The 19,272-nt window shown below is 58.8% G+C and carries 18 protein-coding genes; 9 read left to right on the forward strand and 9 right to left on the reverse strand.

The annotated features are described in order from the left end of the window. Window positions 1–12: 12 nt before the first annotated feature. The 9 genes from JKL48_RS04825 to JKL48_RS04865 form a co-directional block, all read right to left on the reverse strand. Window positions 13–2,064 carry a DUF3857 domain-containing protein gene (locus JKL48_RS04825; RefSeq protein ID WP_201979266.1) on the reverse strand — a complete coding sequence of 684 codons (2,052 nt, stop codon included), beginning with the start codon at window positions 2,062–2,064 and terminating at the stop codon, window positions 13–15. A 162-nt stretch (window positions 2,065–2,226) separates the two neighbouring features. Continuing rightward, on the reverse strand, window positions 2,227–4,296 hold the full coding sequence (locus JKL48_RS04830; protein WP_201979269.1) for a DUF3857 domain-containing protein: 2,070 nt from the start codon (window positions 4,294–4,296) through the stop codon (window positions 2,227–2,229). 193 nt (window positions 4,297–4,489) lie between these two features. Next, on the reverse strand, window positions 4,490–5,683 hold the full coding sequence (locus JKL48_RS04835) for an MFS transporter (RefSeq protein ID WP_201979271.1): 1,194 nt from the start codon (window positions 5,681–5,683) through the stop codon (window positions 4,490–4,492). A gap of 129 nt (window positions 5,684–5,812) precedes the next feature. Beyond that, the gene (locus JKL48_RS04840; protein ID WP_201979273.1) at window positions 5,813–7,147 is read right to left on the reverse strand and encodes a tyrosine-type recombinase/integrase; all 1,335 of its coding nucleotides are present in this window, start codon (window positions 7,145–7,147) and stop codon (window positions 5,813–5,815) included. An 8-nt stretch (window positions 7,148–7,155) separates the two neighbouring features. Next, the gene (locus JKL48_RS04845) at window positions 7,156–8,967 is read right to left on the reverse strand and encodes a response regulator receiver domain (RefSeq protein ID WP_201979276.1); all 1,812 of its coding nucleotides are present in this window, start codon (window positions 8,965–8,967) and stop codon (window positions 7,156–7,158) included. A gap of 9 nt (window positions 8,968–8,976) precedes the next feature. Next, a complete protein-coding gene (locus tag JKL48_RS04850) occupies window positions 8,977–11,916 on the reverse strand; it encodes an ATP-binding protein (protein ID WP_201979279.1) in 2,940 nt (979 codons plus the stop codon). 81 nt (window positions 11,917–11,997) lie between these two features. Continuing rightward, window positions 11,998–13,068: a DNA cytosine methyltransferase gene (locus JKL48_RS04855; protein WP_201979282.1), complete on the reverse strand. Its 1,071-nt coding sequence runs from the start codon at window positions 13,066–13,068 to the stop codon at window positions 11,998–12,000. A 243-nt stretch (window positions 13,069–13,311) separates the two neighbouring features. Continuing rightward, window positions 13,312–14,364 carry a RelA/SpoT domain-containing protein gene (locus JKL48_RS04860; RefSeq protein ID WP_201979284.1) on the reverse strand — a complete coding sequence of 351 codons (1,053 nt, stop codon included), beginning with the start codon at window positions 14,362–14,364 and terminating at the stop codon, window positions 13,312–13,314. A gap of 23 nt (window positions 14,365–14,387) precedes the next feature. Beyond that, window positions 14,388–14,996 (reverse strand): helix-turn-helix domain-containing protein, encoded by a 609-nt coding sequence (locus JKL48_RS04865; RefSeq protein WP_201979286.1) that lies wholly within the window; start codon window positions 14,994–14,996, stop codon window positions 14,388–14,390. 9 nt (window positions 14,997–15,005) lie between these two features. Here JKL48_RS04865 and JKL48_RS04870 point away from each other — a divergent pair, with 9 nt between their 5' ends. From JKL48_RS04870 to JKL48_RS04910, 9 genes are all read left to right on the forward strand, one after another. Beyond that, the gene (locus JKL48_RS04870) at window positions 15,006–15,248 is read left to right on the forward strand and encodes a hypothetical protein (protein ID WP_201979288.1); all 243 of its coding nucleotides are present in this window, start codon (window positions 15,006–15,008) and stop codon (window positions 15,246–15,248) included. Further along, window positions 15,248–15,622, forward strand: coding sequence for a hypothetical protein (locus JKL48_RS04875; protein WP_201979289.1), 375 nt, complete (start codon window positions 15,248–15,250; stop codon window positions 15,620–15,622). The genes JKL48_RS04870 and JKL48_RS04875 overlap by 1 nt, the downstream gene beginning before the upstream one ends. Before the next feature lie 17 nt (window positions 15,623–15,639). Next, window positions 15,640–15,966 carry a hypothetical protein gene (locus JKL48_RS04880; protein WP_201979290.1) on the forward strand — a complete coding sequence of 109 codons (327 nt, stop codon included), beginning with the start codon at window positions 15,640–15,642 and terminating at the stop codon, window positions 15,964–15,966. A gap of 119 nt (window positions 15,967–16,085) precedes the next feature. Next, complete coding sequence (locus JKL48_RS04885; protein WP_201979291.1) at window positions 16,086–16,376, forward strand: hypothetical protein; 291 nt, start codon at window positions 16,086–16,088, stop codon at window positions 16,374–16,376. Next, window positions 16,373–16,684, forward strand: a complete 312-nt coding sequence (locus JKL48_RS04890) for a hypothetical protein (protein ID WP_201979293.1) — start codon at window positions 16,373–16,375, stop codon at window positions 16,682–16,684. Before JKL48_RS04885 ends, JKL48_RS04890 begins: the two co-directional genes overlap by 4 nt. 5 nt (window positions 16,685–16,689) lie before the next feature. Next, window positions 16,690–17,121 (forward strand): hypothetical protein, encoded by a 432-nt coding sequence (locus tag JKL48_RS04895; RefSeq protein WP_201979295.1) that lies wholly within the window; start codon window positions 16,690–16,692, stop codon window positions 17,119–17,121. Between the two features lie 33 nt (window positions 17,122–17,154). Continuing rightward, on the forward strand, window positions 17,155–17,496 hold the full coding sequence (locus JKL48_RS04900; protein ID WP_201979297.1) for a hypothetical protein: 342 nt from the start codon (window positions 17,155–17,157) through the stop codon (window positions 17,494–17,496). Then, window positions 17,489–17,701, forward strand: a complete 213-nt coding sequence (locus JKL48_RS04905) for an ammonium transporter (protein ID WP_201979299.1) — start codon at window positions 17,489–17,491, stop codon at window positions 17,699–17,701. Before JKL48_RS04900 ends, JKL48_RS04905 begins: the two co-directional genes overlap by 8 nt. A 190-nt stretch (window positions 17,702–17,891) precedes the next feature. Next, on the forward strand, window positions 17,892–19,244 hold the full coding sequence (locus JKL48_RS04910; protein WP_201979302.1) for a hypothetical protein: 1,353 nt from the start codon (window positions 17,892–17,894) through the stop codon (window positions 19,242–19,244). Window positions 19,245–19,272 lie beyond the last annotated feature (28 nt).

Consider the following 19,272-nt stretch of genomic DNA (forward strand, 5'->3'; position numbering starts at 1 on the left):
GGAATTCCGGCGCTAAACCTTTTTCTTGATAATGAGCTTTTCGCCTTGTTTTTCCAGCATCAGCCGATAAAACTCGCGCAGGCTGGCGTAGTCGGTGGCCGCGTACATGGCCTTGCGCAGGTTGAAGCGGCTGGTGAGCTGCACCACGCCGGGGGCAGCCGCTGCCACCTGAAACATAAAGCGCCCGCCACCGTCGGGCAGGTCGACCACGGCGGGCTTGGGCAGCTCGGCCAGTTCGTAGCCGGCTGGCAGGTTCAGGGTTATCATCGACGTTTCTTCCTGCGCGGCCCCAAAATCGACGGGAAACAGCCGCGAATCGTGGCGGAAGGGGTTTTGCTCGCTGGCAAACAGGCGCAGCGGGCTCAGGTAAAACGTGCCGGGCGTGGAGTTGTCGTCGGCGGGCTGCGCAAATTCGTATTCCAGGGCCAGGGGCTTGGCCACGTTTTCCTTATCCAGCACCGCAAATTTGGGCACGCTCCAGCCGTTGTGCGCCGCCGTTTGGGCGGCCATGTATTTTTTCTCGCCCAGCTCCCCCAGCTCTTTGCGGGCCTGCGCGCCGGCGTAGCCGCTGTGCTCGTCGTGCACTTTGCCCGTGAGGCCACCCTGCGCGTCCAGGGTCAGGGCCACCTGCTGGTAGCGCACGTGGCGCTGGGCCGGCACCAGGTCCACCCAGCGGCCATCCTCCGGTTTTTTCATGATGAGCCGGCCGGACTGGTTCAGGCAGCGCTCGGGCAGCACGCCGCAGGGCAGCAGCGGCTCGGTAGCGTCCACCAGCAGGTCTTTGCCGTCGGGCAGGGCCACCAGGCCCACCACGTAATTGAAGCGTTCGAGCAGGGGCAACGACTCGAAAATGCGGCCGTGGTCGCGGGTGCTCAGCAGCACGGGGTTGGCCGGAATGCCCGCCACGCGCAGGGCCGAAATCAGCAGCAGGTTCACATCGGCCGAGCTGCCGAGGTGGGCGTCGTAGGCCTTGCGCAGCGAGGTGCGCGAAGAGTAGTCGTTGCTGCCGTTGTAGCGGATGCCACTCATCACCACTTCGCGCACGGCGGCAGCGCGCTGGCTCAGGTCGGGGTATTTGGCCACCAGGGGTTGGAGCTGCTCTTTCAGAAAGCCTGCCCGGTCAAGCTGAGGGCCGAAGCTGTCGTCGTTTAGCAGCTCCATATCAATTTTGGCCCAGGTGCCGGCCACGTTCTGGTAGGCCTGCCCCGGATATTGCACGCCCTCCAGCTGGAAATTGAGGCGGTCGACGTAGTCCTGGGCCGTGGTCATGTAGGGCTCGTCCCGAAACGCGGGCACGTCCTTCATGGCCCAGCGGAAGTTCATGACGCGCGCCGACACGGGCTCGTTGGTTGCCGACTGGCGGGTGGTATTAAAGCCGCTGCCCGTGGAACTGCCACCGGAGTGCACGACAAATTGGGTGGTTGCCTCGTTTTGCTCCTGCACGTCGACCGTGTGGTAGCCCTGTATCAGCTTTTGGTAGTGAAAATATTCCGGAATAGACGCCCGAAATTCGCTCCACCGCACCGGAATGTCGCTTTGAAACCGCCAGTTTTGGAAGTTGAACAGGAAGTCCGAGGTCACGGTATAGGCGTACTCAATCACGGCGCCTTCCCGCACGTCGGGCATCGTAAACTTGCGCACCCGCACGTTGGGCGTCATCTCCTCGGTGAACGCATTGCTGCCGTCGAGCTTGGTTTTTACCACCTGCCCGTTCACCAAGTTGTAGGTGGTGCCGCGCAGGCCCGAAATCTTTTCCGTTCGCGTGTCGCGGTGGTAGAGCGGCACGCGCACCGTGGCCGCGTCGTAGCCAGATTTTTTCAGGATTTTGATGCGCGTCACGCGCTCCGACACCAGCTGGAAATCGTTGCTGATGTACTCAAATCGGGTGGTGCCGTAGTCGCACAGCACCACGGCCGAGGCCGCACTGTCGCCCACGAAAGGCGCGGCGGTCAGCTCCTGCGGCTCAATCTTGCCAAGCTTGATGGGCTCGGGTTGGGCCTGGGCCGCGAAGGCCCCAAAAAAGCCGGCCAGCGCCGGGAGCAGAAAAGGGTAGGGGTTTTTCATGCAGGAAAAGGAATGGTTTGAGGGAAATATTGAACAATAGCAGCGAAGACGCCAAGGGAGTGCTTTCGATGGTTAAGGCAGATTGGCAATTATGTTTCGCTGTGCTCGGCATGGCCGGTGGCTTATAGCAGGCTTAAAGGCACTGCCTGCACGGCCGCGCTATCAGCCGCCGGCTTTTTTCTGAATAATCAATTTTTCGTTTTGGCGGGCCAGCAGCAGGCGGTAGAGCTCGCGCAGGTTGGGGTATTGGTTGGCCGCGTACACGGTGTTGCGCAGGTTGAGGCGGCTGGTAAGCTGCACGTTGCCGGGGCCCACGGCGCTCACGCTGTAGATGAAGCGGCCGCCGTTATCGGGCAGGTTCACCACGGCGGGTTTGGGCAATTCGGCCAGTTCGTAGCCGGTTGGCAAGGCGAGGTCGACCACCAGCGTTTCTTCCAGCGGCACGCCCAAATCGACGGCGAATGTGCGCGCCTCGTGCCGGAAGGGATTTTGCTCGCCGGCAAACAGCCGGAGCGGACTTAGGTAAAAAGGCCCGGTTGCCGCCTTGTCGTCGGCGGGCAGGCTGAATTCGTATTCCAGCGCCAGCGGTTTTTCCACGGCCTCCACCTGGGCCACGGCGGCTTTGGTAAATGCCCAGCCTTCGTGCCGTTGCGCCAGAGCGGCCAGGTATTTCTTTTCGCCCTGCGCGGCCAGCGCGGCACGGGCATCGGCGGCGGCGTAGCCGCCGTGCTCGTCGTGCACCTTGCCCGTGAGGCCGCCCTGCGCGTCGAGGGTCAGGGTGGCCTGCTGGTAGTGCACGTGGCGCTGGGCCGGCACCAGGTCCACCCAGCGGCCGTCCTCGGGCTTTTTGGTGATGAGGCGCCCCACTTTGTTGAGGCAGCGTTCGGGCAGCACGCCGCAGGGCAGCAGCGGCTCGGTGGCGTCCACCAGCAGGTCTTTGCCATCGGCCAGCGGCACGGCCGCCACCACGTAGTTGAAACGCTCGAGAAGCGGATATTCCTTGCTGATGTGGCCGTGGTCGCGGGTGCTCAGCAACACGGGGTGCGCCGTGAGGCCGGCATCGCGCAGGGCGGCAATCAGCAGCAGGTTCACGTCGGCTGAAGTGCCGCGGTGGGTGTCAACGGCTTTGCGCAGCGGCTCCTCGGTGCTGTAGCGGTTGGTGCCGTTGTAGCGCACGGCGGCCATCACGAGCTGGCGCACGGCGGCGGCGCGGGCCGTCAGGTCGGGGTACTGGGCGGCCAGGGCCTGCGCCTGCTCGTGGAGCGGACTGTTCCGGCCGATGCGGCCTCCAAATGCTTCTTCGCCCAGCAGGCTGGCGTTCATTTTTTCCCAGCTGCCCGAGAGGTCGTGGTAGGGCGAGTTGGGCCACTGCTCACCGGTCAGCTCAAAGTCGAGCCGCGCCAGGTAGTCCTGGGCAGTGGTCATGTAGGGCTCTTCCCGAAACGCGGGCAGGTTTTTCAGCACCCACTGGTGCTCCTCGGTGGGCGAGGCAATGGTGAGCATGCCCGCCGACTGGCCAGAAGCCAGCCCGCCGCCGCTGGGTATCTTATTTTCCACCAGCAGGCTTTCGGAGCCCACTTTGGAGGTGCTGACGTCGAACTCCCGGTAGCCCTGGTACAGAATTTTGTACTGGTAAAACACCGGAATACTCACCCGGTACTCGCTCCAGCGCACCGGAATCTCGCGCTCAAACGTCCAATCCTGAAAGTTGAACAGGAAGTCCGAGGTCAGGGTATAGGCGTACTCAATCACGGCGCCTTCGCGCACGTTGGGCAGCGTGAACTTTTGCACGTTGATGTTGGGGGTGCGCTTCTCGATGAACGCGCTGGTGGCCTCCAGCTTGGTTTTTTCCACCTGCCCGTTCACCAGGTTGTAGGTGAAGCCGCGCAGGCCCACCACCTTTTCCTGGTCGTCGTTGCGGTGGTAGAGCGGGATTTCGACGGTGGCCTGGTCGTAGCCGGCCTTGCTGAGAATCTTGATGCGCGTGACCCGCTCAAACACCACCTGGAAGCCGCCCTGGTTGCCCTTCAGGCGCGAGCGGCCGTAGTCGCAGAGCACCACGGCCGGGGCCGCGCTGTCGCCCGCAAAAGGCGCGGCCGTCAGGTCGTTGCGGTCTACCTGACCAAATTTGATGGGTTCGGGCTGGGCCTGGGCCCCCAGGGCGGCCCCAAACAGGCCCGTGAGCAGGGGCAGCGTCCGCCGCCAGCCGTTGAGCAGTATCGCTGCTTGCATCGACGAAAAAGAAAGGAGTAGACAATCTTTGAATCCCTAAAACTATAGGAATTAATTGAAAGCTCACCCATTTTTCATCTATTTCTTTACCTGTATTTGAATACGGGGTGATATGCCCCGGCTCGCTTTGGAAAGCCAGCCGATGCAACGAGTATAAACGCCTCCAAATGTCTGACCAACAACCGGCAATGGTTTATATTACTTCTTCCGGGGTAGGGGAGGGCTCCATTTCGGGCGCAATTACCGGGGGCGTGGTCGGCGTCAGAACTAAATAAACCACGGCTGCCAGCACGCTCAGCAGGCTGAGGCCGTGCACGTAGGGCAGCCGGCCGGGCTGGTTGGCAAAAATCCAGCCCGCCAGCAGCGCGCCCGCGCCAATGCCCACCTCCAAGGCAATGTACATGGTGGCCACGCCCCGGCCCCGGCGCTCGGGGTGGCTCAGGTCGACGGTCCAGGCGTAGAGCGTGGGCGAATTCAGCCCCGTGCCGATACCAAAAACGACGGCCCCCAGCAAAAACACCGGCACCGACGGCGACCACACCAGCACCGCCAGCCCCACCGCCAGCACCCCCGCCGACCACCGCAGCACCGGCACCCGGCCGTAGGTATCGCTGGCCTTGCCCGCCACCAGCCGCACCACCAGCGCCGCCACCGTGTAGCAGATGTAGAACAGCCCTTTGCTGGGCAGGCCGAGCAGCTTGCTTTGGTCGGGAATGACGGTGAGCACGGCGCCGAACGGAAACAGGCACAGGACGGTAACGATGGCCGGGGCAAATACCAAAGGCTCCAGCACTTCCTCGCGCCAGTTCAGCCTGAGCAGGGCGAAGCTAAACCGCCGCCGCTGGGCCAGGGGCAGGGTTTCGGTGAGGGAGCCCTGCACCAGCACCGACAGCAGCGCCATGCCTGCCGAGCAATAAAACATGGTGTTGAGCGAAAAATGCGCCGCCACCTGCGTGCCCAGCCACGGCCCAATGGCCATGCCCAGGCTGCCCGTCATGCCCAGCAGGCCCATGGCTTCGCCGCGCTTGTCGGCCGGCACAATGTCGGCCACGAAGGCGGCCGTGCCCGTGGGCTTGAAGCCCGTGCTGAACCCGTGCAGCAGCCGCAGCGCCAGGAAGCTGCCAACCGTGAGCGCCCACGGATAAATCAGCCCGCACACCACGCACACCAGCGAGCCAAACACCATCACCGGGATGCGGCCCACGGTATCGGCCAGCTTGCCCGAAAAGGGCCGCGAAATGGCCGCCGTGAGCGTAAACAGCGCAATGATGAAGCCTTTGTACTGGCCGCCGCCCAGCCGGGTGAGGTGGTCGGGCAGCTCGGGCAGCAGCAGGTTGAAGCTGGCAAAAAACAGGAAGGACGACAAACACATCAGCCAGAATCCCATACTGTAAGTAGGGCCTGCCGGAGCCGGTGAAAAAGTGGGTTTTTGAACGCTCAAGAGTGTTTTGCTAAATCAGGGTGTGCCAGGGTTGGCTAGGTTTTACACGAGTCTGCCACCCTTTTTGCCACCTTTTTAAGTGTTCTTACGGGCTGTGCGGCGGTACCAGGCCAGCAGCTCGGCCTCGTTGATGCCCAGGTAGTGGTTGAAACTGGCCTCGGTCTGGTGGCCGGTGGTCATCATCACCTGGGAGCGGGGCACGCCCTGGGCAATTTTGAGGGTGGCGAAGGTTTTGCGGCCGGTATGGAAGAGGATGGGCAGACGCGTGATGCCAGCCAGGTGCTGCACGTGGGGCAGGTAAAGGTACGGAAAGGTGACGCGGGGCAGGCACCATTTCGGGTCCTGGCCGGCGTAGGTCCGCAGCAGGGAGGCCGGCTTGAACACGTCGTCGTCGACCAGGGGGATGATGCAGGTGACGCCGGTTTTGGCGGCCTTCACGCGGGCCACGTCGCCGTGCAGTTGGGCGGGCCGCAGGTTGTCCGCATCGCCGATGCGCAGGGCCGTATAGGTACAGAGCAGGAACTTGTCGCGCGTGAGCTGCAGCCGGCGCAGGTGCTCGGCCGTGGTAATCATGCGGCGCGGGCCGGCGCTGGCCTGCTCGGGAAACTGCTGCTGCACGTAAGCCCAGACCTCGGGGCTGGTGAAGTCGATGCTGGCGATGGCCAGCACCTCGTCCTCAGTAAAGGATTCGACGAAGGTGTGGTGTTCGATGGGCTGCAGCACCTCGCGGAACCGCCGGTTGACCGGGTGCCCTTCCTGCGCGGCCCAAATCAGAAAGGCCCGCACCAGGCCCAAATAGTGGTTGTAGGTGCCGGGGCTGCGTCCGAGCGTGCCGAGCAGGTGATTGCGGAAGGCCTCGTTGAAGCGCGCATCGATGCCGGCGTAGGTCAGGGCCGTGGGGCTGGCCTGGGCAAAGCTGGCCAGGTCGAGGGCGGCACGGCGGTGGTTGTTCACGACCTTGTTGTTGATGCGCTGGCCGGTGCGCCGGGAGATGCGGGCGGCCACGACCGTCTCGACCCAGTGCGCCATCTCTTCGGCCACGGCGCGCGGGGCTGCGGTGGGAGGGGCAGGGATATCCGGCAGCCCACTGGCGGTGCGCAGCAGTTCCAAGTAGCGGCGCTCGATTTCGGCGCGCATGGCTTCCTTGCCGAGCACCTGCCCTTTCATGGTGGCCTCGTGCTCGGCGGCCGTGGCAGCGTCGGTGTAGTACTGCAGTACCTTGTTGATGTCGCCAAGGAAGGTGCCGGGCTTGGCTTTGGCGCGATGTTGCCGGGCGTCCCAGTCCTTGGGGGCTACCTTCTGGCCGCTGCTCAGCCGTAGGCGCTGGCCCGCCCAGCAGAAAGTGAGCTGGATGCGGGCCAGACCTTTTTTACTGGCCCGTTCGGTGAGGAGCTGGCGGGTTACTTCCATAGGTGAGCTTAGCTCGCCATTCTACGGAGCCATTCAGATTCTGTCAATCCAACGCGAGAAACCTCAACTGCAAAACGCCCAGCAATACGCTGTGCGTGTGCAAACTTGAGGTCAGCAATCCAGATATAATCAACAGGCTCTCCTAATGCGTTGATTCCTTTAAAGACCCATTCCTGAATTTCTCCTTCCCTCTTTTCAGCTCTGATTAATTCGGCTTTTGGAGTAAAGGTGAATAGCTCCATATTGTATGGCTTTACATCTACTTTTAGCTCGCAAAATTCCCCTTTATCTTTAATTACTATATCAAACTTAGGCTTTTCAGGCTCTGGTACAGGAAGCGGAATTAGTTTTAAAAAGGGGAAGCGTCGAGCACAAGTTAACCTGACGCAATCGCATACTGGTTGTATGCAAACGTAGTAGTCAGACGCTTTGCCATTCCGAACAGCAACTATACTACCTAAAGTTAAATAGGGAGGAGGTTCATTATAATGTGACCGAATCGTTGTTAACATTGAAAAATCTCTGTCCTTGTCTTTGCCCGTATCATCACTGAGCATGGTATTAGTGAACCTGCTGGCTTTATCTCGTTCGGAAGCTTTCATCTTCTTCATGAAAGCATTCCATGCGGCGTTAGGGGTTGTGTAGACAGATTCGTCATGCACTCCTTTTACTACGGCATCTAATACAAAGTCAGGCAGTTGTTCTGCTGACATGTCTCTAAAATCTGATTTAAGCTTTACTTTGGTAGATAGTCCTTTTATCCAGAATTCTATCTGTTCAGGTGCAATTGATTCCGTCACCCCATTACCTTCCAGTACGTCCTGCATCTCTGAAGCAATTAGTGCGACTGGATGGGATTGTGTTTCCTCTACTGGATTTGTAAGAGCACGGTGGGTTAGATAAGGTGCGTCAAGACTAGGATTGAATTTTTGAAGGACTTTGTGGGTGTTTTGCCTCAAAGCCGTCATTGCTTCTATCGCTACATTTGACAAAAGCCCCTCAGTAAGTAACGTGAATTCATCAATTATCTTATCTGTTAAGGCAATTACATCGTAAGTCCGACCATCGGCAGCCTTGGTCGTTCCACCTGACTTTCTGAATACACAAATTCGGGTGGATTCGTGACCTAATTCATAATCACCGAGCTTTTTAAAAACTGACGGCGAGCCAGCATTCAGGTGGTCGTAAATCGCGTCTCTGATTTTAATAAGGTCTAGGCTCTGAGTATAAATCACAATCAATCGCAGCCTGCCGCTCGATTGAAAGAGATTGTTTCTTTTACCGTCGTCGCTCAATAGAATGCGGTCGATTATAGTGAGCGCGGTCCGTCCAGGTGCGTCTCCAACCTCCATTTTCCAATCAAGAATAACGATGTCAGCCCGTTTTGCTGTCTTTTCGACCCGGTCAATTATCTCTGCTTTCCCTGCTTCTGCTACAGGCGGACGCAAAAAACCACAAACTATTCCGTGCTGAGCGAAAGCTTCGTTCAGAGCTTTAATCGGTAGAACTTCCTCATCTAATAAGTTAGGAATAGGCGATGCTGGCTCCGTCGGAACAAGTACTGAGTGTAATTTTTCCTTGTCCTCGCCTTTGATGATTTGGTCGGTGGTTTCTGCAGGCGTTTTAGATAGAGTAGATACTTTTTGCCCTCCGCGGCTTGGTGAAGTCAATACAGATGTAGGGGTAGCTTCGGCGGCACCTGGTTTCGTTTTAGGGTCGGTTTCCGCCTTGTCGTCAACAACGACGACACTCTGTAAGAAATCTGCGGCGATGCTTAGGGAGTATGCATGGAACTCCGCGTAGGCTTCTTGAGAAGACATTGCAACAATCTACTTAGGTGAAATTCTGAATGTAATACTCATGCCCGGGCGGGGTGAATCATCCACGCGAATTGAATATCCTGCTTTATCCAACGCTTCTCGCGAGATGGATAATCCTAGCCCACGGCCACCGATTTTGTAAGAAACCCCAGACTCGAAGATGGCTTCGGAGCGACTGGGCAGTAACTCAGTCCCATTATTAGAAACCAAAAAGTCATTATTCTCGGCGTCAAACTCTATTGTTTTGCCCTCTTTTCTATCCTTCGACCAATAGATAGCGTTGTCAACTAAATTGACGAATACGGGTAGGAAAGAAGATAAATACCCAGTAATCCGCTGTTTATTAAATCGTGGAGTTACCACTAACTTAATGTTGTGACGCTCAAATCTGGTCTCAAATAGATTGGTGATGTATTCTACTATTTCCGGACCAGATATAGGGGCGGCGCGACGGTAAAGGCGGCGTTGAAGCGGCGTGAATAACGCAAGGTATCCATCTAAATGTTCGAAGCTGACGCGCAGGTCTTTATATACGCCGCTGAGGTTTTCGTTCATATCAGCCCACCCTTTAAGTCGACGCAGGCCATCGCGAAAGCCTTTGACCGTCGACTCGAACTCGTGGCTAATGATTTCAATGGACATGCCCAGCTGGCTGAGGCGCATCTGCTCATCATCCTGCTCTTCTAATGTCACTACCCGCTGCTCTAGAGCATCCAATTCGTCTACCTGACGGGCGGCATTTTCAGCAAGATTAATGTTTTCGAGTTGAGTGCGTATAGCCCGAAACAATTCCTGCTTACGGTCTTTTACTTCAATAATTCGGCTCTCTAACCGGTCTCGGACTTCAAAAACGGCGGATTCATCCATGTTAGTGAAATCGATGGTGTTGAATTCCATCAGCACATTGCGCACTTCATCATTGATTTGCACAACGCTCTCCTTGACTTTGTCCTTGACCATCTCATCCATCGACTCCAAGGTGGTGATGGTATCCTTGCGTTCGGTGCGGCCTACGCTTTCGGCTTGTGTAGCCAATTCTCGTAGAGAATGCTCGACGCGCACCCGCCGGTCTAATTCTATTCGGGCACGTTGGGCAGCTTGACTTACCTCTCCTTCAACCAACTCTCTGAAGACGGAGAAAGTCTTTCGTTGGAGCTCATCGTACAGGTGGAGGTAGTCATTGTAATCTCGTTCTAAAGCACGAGTGGTGGCAAAGCCTCGTGGTTTTGCCACACGATACTTCTCTTCCAAAGCTCGCAGTTGTTGTCGAGCATTAGATTCTATTGTGAGAAATTCATGAGCTGCCCGCCGACCATCGGCAATCGTAGAGGCAAGTCCCAACTGACGTTGAAATTGAGTAGTTAACTCGAAGGCTTCGCGCTCCGGGTCATTGTTGCGAAGGGCTTGGTTAAACGATTCTAGTTGAAGAGCAAATACCTCACGTTTGCGTTTGCTTTGCTTTTCGCGCGTTTTACGCAGCTCCTCAGCCTGCTCCAGTTCTTTGCGGCGACCTATAAACTCACCGCTGTAAACCCCGGTTTCATTAAAGAAATCAGCAGCCAGTTTTAGAAAGAAGTTTTTGAGAATATCCCGGAACTCCCGGTATGCTTTGTTTTCTCTAAAGCCCTCTCTTCCGGCCTTTTCACTCAATTCCTTGTTGCTAATCTGGTCTATCTCAACGGCCCCGAACATGCGCCGATGCGAAAAGAAGTACGTGCTGGCCTTCTTTGTTCTCCGTTTTTCAATTTCCAGCCAGTCGTAGTTGGTATCTCCGTAAGGTAGAATACGGATGCCGTTTTTGTAGATATAAAGACCACCAAACCTTTCAGCCTTTTGGAACAAACGGTTAAAGTCCTCGGTAACCAGAGTGGTCTGGTTGGCTTGCCCTTGGATATACGCAATGTTTATTTTAAACGGACCGCAAGATGTTTTCTTGCCTTTTGCGCCGTTCCATTCGATGGCGTAAGGAGTATCCCGTTCTCGGTATATTGAAATCCGGCCATTGAACTGGCCAAACTCATCAAACACGCCCTCGAAGTGGTGATCGGTGCTGAGAAATTCAGCGGATGTAAAGAATTCACCTTCTCCTATCAAGTCCCTTACAAAGTCGCTGGATTTGTGGTCTCGGAATGCCGTTTTGATATCAGGCTCCATGTAATCCGGCGTCATCGTGTTGGTAAAGCCCAACAAAGCTTTTTCAAGCGGTGAAGCCTCGTCGTTTGTGGCTTTGTCGATGTCGGCATCGAGCAGTTGACTTGCCGGTGCGATGATGAAGTGCGTGCCGTGGCCTTCGGCGAGGCTCATATAAGGCACATACCCGTCCACCTCCTCCAAGCTCAGTTGAGTTGCAGCGAAATCAGCTTGGAAGCGAGCTCTCTCTCCGTCAGAAAGGTATTTTAATTTGTCCAGATTGCGTGCAAATTCAGCCAGCATTTCCGCAACTTCATGCTCGCCAGGCAACACGCCGCCAGTGTAGGTACGGATGGGAATCTGTATTTCATCTAAGTCGATACCTGGTTGCTCGAAGATGCCCCAATGAATATAGGCTACGACGGTATCCTGCAGGCTTTCATCACGCAAAGCGCGGGAAACGATGAATACTTGGCTGCCGATAGCGGCAATGGCCAAGCGGCCGATGCCCTTCTCGCCTAGCACCGGACGTGGTGCTTTGCCCAATGCCTGAGGGGGCAGTGACATACCGGAATTACCTCCAACCTTGCTCTCAGTGCCTAGCGTTAACCAACGGGTTTCAAAATCTTCCCGCGTCATGCCTAAGCCGTCGTCGCGGAGCACGAACAGCCGGTCAGAACGGTAAAAATCTACCTCAACCCGGTCGGCATAGGCATCATGGGCATTCTTGAACAGCTCACTGATAGCCGTGGGGATACCAGAAATTTGCTGACGGCCGAGCATGTCAACCGCACGCGCTCTGGTTTTGAAGTTGGCCATGTAAGTAAATCCCTGCGGTAGAAGTGGTTTAAGGGCGTTTCAGCGATGACTCTTAATTAGGCCATCAATGAAAAACGCTAGCTAGGCTACTGCGTGTCTTTGCAGTGCTGCACTGATTTGCACGGCATGGGCTTTAATGAACAGTGGTGGCAAGGCATTACCTATCATAAGAGCAACTTTTTCCTTGTTGATAGGGGTATTGAATTTGTAATTGCCAGGGAACGTCTGCAAAAGAGCTGCTTCGCGCGGAGTGATGGCACGGTCTTGCTCCGGATGCAGGAACCGGCCTTTCGATGGGTTGGTGCAGCCGCCCGTGATGGTAGGAGCCACATCATTCCAAGCCATACGCCCATAGATGTCTGTGAAACCATTGCACCGTTGGTGGCACGGCAACTGCATCTCATCCGGCAAATCGGACCGACTTCCCCCGTCATGAGGAATAGCCCTGATTTTGGTCATAACGGCCTCTGAACGCCTTTCAACAACGTCGTGCATGGCATCACCGGTTTCGCCCGGCTTTTCCAAGCCACCTATAAACTGCTGGACGGTGGCCCGCTCAGCTATCGGCTGAGCGTACGTGACTGGCCCCTTGGTGCTGGTAAGTAGCACCATGCGCTTGCGGCGCTGCGGTACACCATAATCAGAAACATCGAGCACCTGCACAGCATCAGGGCCATTATAATAGCCCAGCTTGCCAATGGCTGCCAGAAATTTGGTCATCCTTCCATCGGCTGCTAGTGCTGGCACATTTTCCATCATAACGGTCTTGGGCTTGAGTTCCTTAATCAGCCGTAGGAACTGATAGACCAAGTTATTATTCTCGTTATCGATGGTGATTTTGCCGTTCTTGGTGTTGATGGAGGAGAAGCCCTGACAAGGCGGGCATCCGGCCAATAAATCCAATTCGCCTTGCTTGAGGCCTAGAGCAGCGAGCATGTCTTTGCTTCTGACTTTGCGGATGTCCTGCTTCCAGACATGCACGTTGGGAAAATTCAGAAGGTAGGTATCGACGGCCTTCGGTTCCATTTCAACGGCGCCGACCACGTCGAAGCCAGCAAGGTCAAGGCCGCAGGTGAGGCCGCCACATCCGCTGAACAAATCGACGGCCTTGGGCTTTGGAGAGGTAGGAAGGAGCTGAACAAGCGGGGGCATTGTGAGTAGAAGTCTTGGCTGGTAACACCCCTCTCAACACATAAAGTATGCTAAAATATGCGCCAAGTCATTTGTTTGCAAGGCGTTGGGCCCATGCATTTATTGAAAAGGACCGGTTAGTGCGAGGAAGGTAGTGTAGAATTGCGCACGAAAGGTAGTAAATCCGTACGTTTGTACAGTACGTTACACTAAAATAAATAGCAAAGGGTAGACCGCATTTTGCTGGTGCCTAAAAGGACGAAGTTAAGCCTGCTCGGGTGATTCGTCGGGGGCAAGGTCGCTGTCCGGGGCTTCCTTTTGTGTATGTGGGGCATTGGGGGAAGACTTATGACGGTCTAAAAAGTGCGTAAAAAAACCACCCGTCCCAGTGGCAATGTCGAAACCTGAATTAAAGGCTGTATTGTTAACGCCCCATATATTCTCATTGAGAAAGCGCATGATTTCGGCGGCAGTGAAAAATCGGCCTTCATTGATGGATGTGGCTACGTCCTGCAGCGTGGATTTATCCTCTGCTGAAATAGTTGCCTTGGCAATAATGGCCTCCAGTTTCTTAATCTGCTCGTTCTTCTCGTGAGTAAGTTTCTCTAACTCGAACTGGCTCTGGACCATGTGCGAATTGAGTTGCTGAACAAAGCTGCTCATCTCGTCAGCACTGCCTGCCAATCGGTTTAGCTGTGATAAGAGATTGTGAATTAGCGGGTCGTTCGAAAAATTGGGGTAGCGAAGTTGATGGTCCACCTCACTCCACCCCTCTTCAAAGATGGTGCGGACTTGAATCTCGACAAAGCGCTTTGCACGTGTAGGCGAGGTTTCGACAATGTAGTGTACCGAACGGTAGCCCTCCGGATGAGGCTTTACTTCGCAGTTCTGCTTTGTAAACATGTCTAATACCTGTTCCGAATCGCCCTCGCGGTAATATGCTGTAGGCTTCTCGTGCAGCGCCCAAGAATCAGTAATGAACTTGTGAATATGCTTCCAATCTGACTTAAACAGGTGCAGGGCTCTAACGCCAGCTAGGTCAGTTAACTCTTGCTCATAGTTATCGATAGTGATGATACGCTGCGAATTCTCTATACGCTTTCTGATTATTTTTTTCAGCAGATGTGTTGAATCCTTTACCCTGTAGCGCCCGGAGTGCACACTGTGCGCCTTAAGTAGAATGCCAGTAACAGACTCGGCGGCTTGCTCATAGCTAGCTGTCTTTTTCTCAAAGTCTTTCTGAATGGCTGTGAGTTCGTCCAAGTTGGTACCAGCTTTCTCGATATTTTCCGGGTTGAAATAGTCGATTGTTGCCATGGTAAGGGTAGATAGTGACGTTGTTAATTCGGCCGGTTATATCCCCCACGCAGCAGCGCCAGCATCTCGTCCTTAGCAGCCAGGAGTTGGTCCTTCATGGCCAGTTGCTCGCGGAGCGACTGGGCCTCTTGGCGGGCAAGGTCGCGCTCGGCCTTGTAGGCGTCGCGCTCTCTTTCGCATTCGGTTAGGATGATGTTAGTCTGGTTGGCTTTGCCACCGGCTACATTGACTGCGTTCTTTTTGCCGGCAATATTGGTTTGGGTGAGCCCTCCATCTGAGTCAGTCTTGAAAGCAGCCCCTCTACCTGTTAACAACCACTCCAAATTTGTCTGGGGAAATTGGAGGGCAATCTTCTCTAGTACGTCGGAGCTAGGCTTAGTCCCTCGGTCGGTATAGTTGCGAATATTGGTTTCGCTAACATCTATCGCCTGTGCAAACTTCCTAACACTGAACTCCGTTGCCTCGATTAAAAATTTAATCCTTTGGCCTATAGATTGTTCTGTCATATTAAGGTAGATGCGCCAAATATTTGTTAAAAATATTTGCGCCATATATAACGCATTGCCGTATGTTTGTGCAGTGTACAGTACAGAGCAGTTGCAAGAAAGCAACTGTCGGGTGAATTGTGCCAAACACGAATCATGACTGAGCGTCAGAAGTACCTGCGGCTGCTCTCCCTCGTCATCGAGGACCTGCCCAGCAGCGCCGTCGACACCGCCGTGCGCGACGACTACGAGGCCAAGGCCTCCATGCTCAACAACGTGCGCATCGGCCGGGTGATGAACCTGGAGCACCTCGTGGCGCTGGTGGGCTACGGCCTGCCCAAGTATGAGATTCCGGCCGAGCTGCTGCCGGCTCCCGTCCCCGTTCCCCTCGGCCTGTAATGGAAGCGCCCGCACCCTATCACACGGCCTCCAAAGGCCCCCGCGACCTCTCGGCCCCGCTGGCCGCTTGGCTGCGTACGCAGGGCTTTGTGGCCACTGAGCAGGTGCGCCCGACGATGGCCACCGTAGCTGCGCACTGGCTGGGGCCGCAGGGCGAGCGGTTCCAGCTTGAATACGCCTGGGTGAGTGGCCCGGTGCCCAGCGCCACCTGCTGGCTCACGGTGCAGTACCCCGGCCAGCCTCGGCCCGAAACCCTCTTCACCGGCCAGTTGGTGCGTCGCCTCCGCGAGGCCCGCCAGCTGCTGCTCGGCAGCGTGCGCTACGCCAACGCCCGGCTGCTGGCCCCGGCCATACCCGTTTCTCCTTCCTGCTAAACGCTTTTCTTTACTTCATGCAAGCCACCCTCCACCTGCCCGGCACCGCCCCGCGCCTTCTCACCGCCACCGAACTGGCCGCCCTTGGCATCCACCAGAGCCCCAGCGGGCCGACCCTGGACTTTGCCGCTGCCGAGCCCGTCCTGCGCACGCTGCTGGGCACGGCCGTCCCGGTCGAGACGCTGGCCAGCGGTCCGGGCTACCTCATCGTGGTGCCGGAAAACGCCGCCGACTACGATTTCGGCGTCACGCCCAGCGCCTCGGCCGACGTAAAGCGCCTGACCGGCGTGGCGATTGACGAGGAGGACCCGCTGACCGGCCCGCTGCTCGTCATCGAGGGCTAGGCCTCCTGAAGTAAGGAATGCGGTGCACGCGCACCGGTTGCCAGCACCCTGGCGGCCGGTGAACGGTACCCTCATGCCCATTGATTTCTGCTTTTTCCTCACCTGAAGCGCTGTTTCCCATGCACCTCAACACCGACCCCGCCGTGCCGATGCGCAAGCCCTGCATCCGCGATTTGGCCACTCTCACCGCCACGCTGCTGCCCCCGGCGCTGGTGCAGCTCGCGCCCCTGAAGCAGCTCCGGCGCCGGGTGCGCGAAATCAACGCCACCCACCCGCACTACCAGGAAGAAACCCCGCTGGTGCTGGCCTGGGAAGAGCAGCGGCGCCAGCGCCTGCGCGGGGAATTGCACGTCGCGGGCCGCCCGGTGGCGCCGGCTGCTTCCGTCCACTCCCGGCCCGTCTCGGCATGAAGACGTTCGCCACGCCCGTCTCGCTCACCGACGCCCGCACCGGCAAGCGCCTGCGCCTCGACGCGCTGCCGGCGGGGGCGGCCCTGGTGGCGGCCCCGGAGCCCATCCTGGGCTACTGCTACCGCGCCGGCCACCTCACGGTCTACGTCAACGGCTCGATGCCGCTCGACCTGCGCACGGCCCAGGAAGAAGGCTTTACCGCCGCCGAAAGGTGGCTGGTGGACGAGCCGCCGGCCGGCATCCGCGAAATCGACGTGACCGATTGCCGCCGTGAATACCACGTGCTCCTTCCCCCCAAAGCTGCCTGAATCCGATGACCGCCGCCGATTTGCTCACCGTGGGCTTTTTCGACCAGTGGGCCCGCGCCCTGCTCTCCCGCGTGGAAGCCCTGCCCACCGCTTCCGCTGCCGCCCCCAGCGAGGTGGTGCTCTACAGCATCGCCAAGCTCGCCGCCGTCTGCGACGTGGACGTGGCCACGGTGCGCCGCTGGCTCAAAACGGGCAAAACCGGCAAAAAGGGCCAGCCCATCACCCTGCAGGCTTACTACTTCACCTCCGAGGCCCGCATTCCCTGGCCGGCGCTGCTGGCCTACGAGCGCGGCGAGGCCTTCGATTTGGCCACGCTGCCGGCGCCGCTGCTGGCCGCCCCCGAGACCGTGGTGCCGGCCGTGCCGCCGCGCCCCGAGCAGCCCACCCCGGACAACGCTGCCCCGGACAACGCTGCCCCGCTGCGGCCGGCCTCCTGACCCCGCTTTTCTCCCTTTTCTAGCCTCCTTCGCATGGTTATCAACGTCTACACCTCGAACCCCGCCGACCAAGGGCTGGCCGGGTTCGCCCTGGCCCTGAGCCACAACCTGTGCCGGCCGGTGCGCCTGCTGCCGCTCACCCAGTTGCCCGCCCCCGACCCGCAGCGCCGGCAGGCCCTGCGCGTGGAGCGCGGGGAACTGCTCGCCTCCATTGCCGACGCCGAGCACGATTTGGAGCGCCTGCGCTACGGCGACGTGCCGGCCGACGCGGGCCGCGAGAACGGCCTGCTGGCCGACGTGGACGCGCTGCGCAGCCGCCTGCGGGCTGTGAATGCGATGCTGGGCGCGCCGAAAGAAGGGGGGAGCCGTGCCTGAGCCCACGCCCTGGCCCCGCTTCTGCGCCGAGCCGGAGGCCGTGCTGGCCTGGCTCAACACCGTGCGCCCCCAGGACAGGGCCGGGGCCAAGGCCGTGCTCACCCTGCGCTGGCTGCTGGGCGAGGAGCTCGAGCGCCGGCGGCCGGGCCCGGTGCCGGCGGCCATCACCCAGTTCACCCCCGACAACGGCCCCGTGGCCGGCTAGGGCGCTTTTTCTTCCCCGAGCCCACCGCGTAGGGCGCCCGCCGTGGTGGCGGGAGGGCCGGCTTCGCCGCCGGTCGGGGAGCACAGGGTCTGCAGCCGCAGTTCCGGCGCGGGGCGGCAGGGGCGGACACGCCCCGCCTGCCCACGCCACTTTTTCCTCACCCCTCACCTACGACCTCACCATCCTTTTCATGCTACCACTTCCGCTGACCCTGGCCCAGGCCCGCCGGCGCTGGCACCAGGACTACGAAACGCAGTGCGCGGCCCTGCCGCTGCAGCTGCGCTGCCGCACCCACCGGGCCAAGGTCGACGCCGAGGGCCGCGTGCTCGCGCCGGCCCGCACCGAGCGCTACTACGTGCAGCCCAAGGCCGCCCCGGCCACGGCCAAGAACACGATGAGCGAGTTGATTCTGCTCGGCCTGCGCGCGCTGGAGCGCCGCAACCGCGAGGGCCTGGACCCGGGCCCGGCCGGGGCCGATGGCCTGCCGCAGCCCCCCAGCATTTCGGTCAACTGCAAGCAACTGGCCGGGCGCTTCTCCATGTCGGCGCGCTCGGTGCGCACCCACCTGGACCTGCTGCTCAAGCTCGGCGCCCTTACGGCCAAGGCCTGGCACGGCACCCGCGCCGACTTCGAGCTGTGGATAAACCCCAAATACCTGTGGCAAACCCCCGAAAACGCGGTGGAAAGCGATTTAGACCGCCTGCAAATCGGCGCGATTCTCCAGGGTGAGCAAACAAAATTTCCGCTTAGTGTAGCATTTGAAACACTGGAAACACGGAAACTGGAAACTAGCCAGGGGGAAAAATTACTGCCGCACGAGGCCCCGGCCCCGGAACGGGCCACACCGGCAACACTTACTGGCAACACAGGGCCGCAGGCCGAAGCAGCACCGGCCGTGCCAGCGTCAGAAAAGGCCCACGCCGGGCCGCGGCGCCTGCCGCGGGCCACGGCCCGCCAAAAGGCCCAGGCCGCGCCCACGGCCCCGCCAGCGGGCCCGACCCGCGAGCAGAAGCAGTGGGTGATGTCGCTCTGGGCCTACGCCCGGCAGCAGCTCTACGCCGAGGTGGCCTTCGACGAGGCCCAGCACGCTCGGGCGCAGAACGCCATCTGGTTCGGTGTGTTCGGGGCCTTCCGGGCCGAGCTCAGCGAGCGGGAGTGGGGCCTCTACCACCAGCAGGCCCTGGAGCGGGTCGATTTGGTGGCCGACTGGCTCAAGCGCCACCCCGGCCGCTTCCTGCCGGCGCCCTACGCCGAAATCGTGCTGGGCCGCGGCTACTTCGACCGCGAAAACGCCCAGGGCTTCGCGGCCACCGAGGAGTGGCTGGCCCAGAAGATGCTGCGCCGCCATGATTACCACGTGGCCACCACCCTGCGCCGGGCCGGGGCCGAGCTGCGCGGCTGGCGCCTGAAAACGGCCAGCCGGCGCGTGCTGGCCCTGACCGCCTCGCAGCTCTACCACAAGCACCTGAAGAAGGTGCAGGCCCTGCGCGACCCGCGCGCCCTGGAAAAGTTCTACCTCATCGCCGCTGGCGGCAAAGCCTGATGCATTCTCCACCTCCACTTAATCCCGA

Origin of the sequence: Hymenobacter rubidus (assembly GCF_016734815.1) — a bacterium.
Taxonomy (GTDB): Bacteria; Bacteroidota; Bacteroidia; order Cytophagales; family Hymenobacteraceae; genus Hymenobacter; species Hymenobacter rubidus.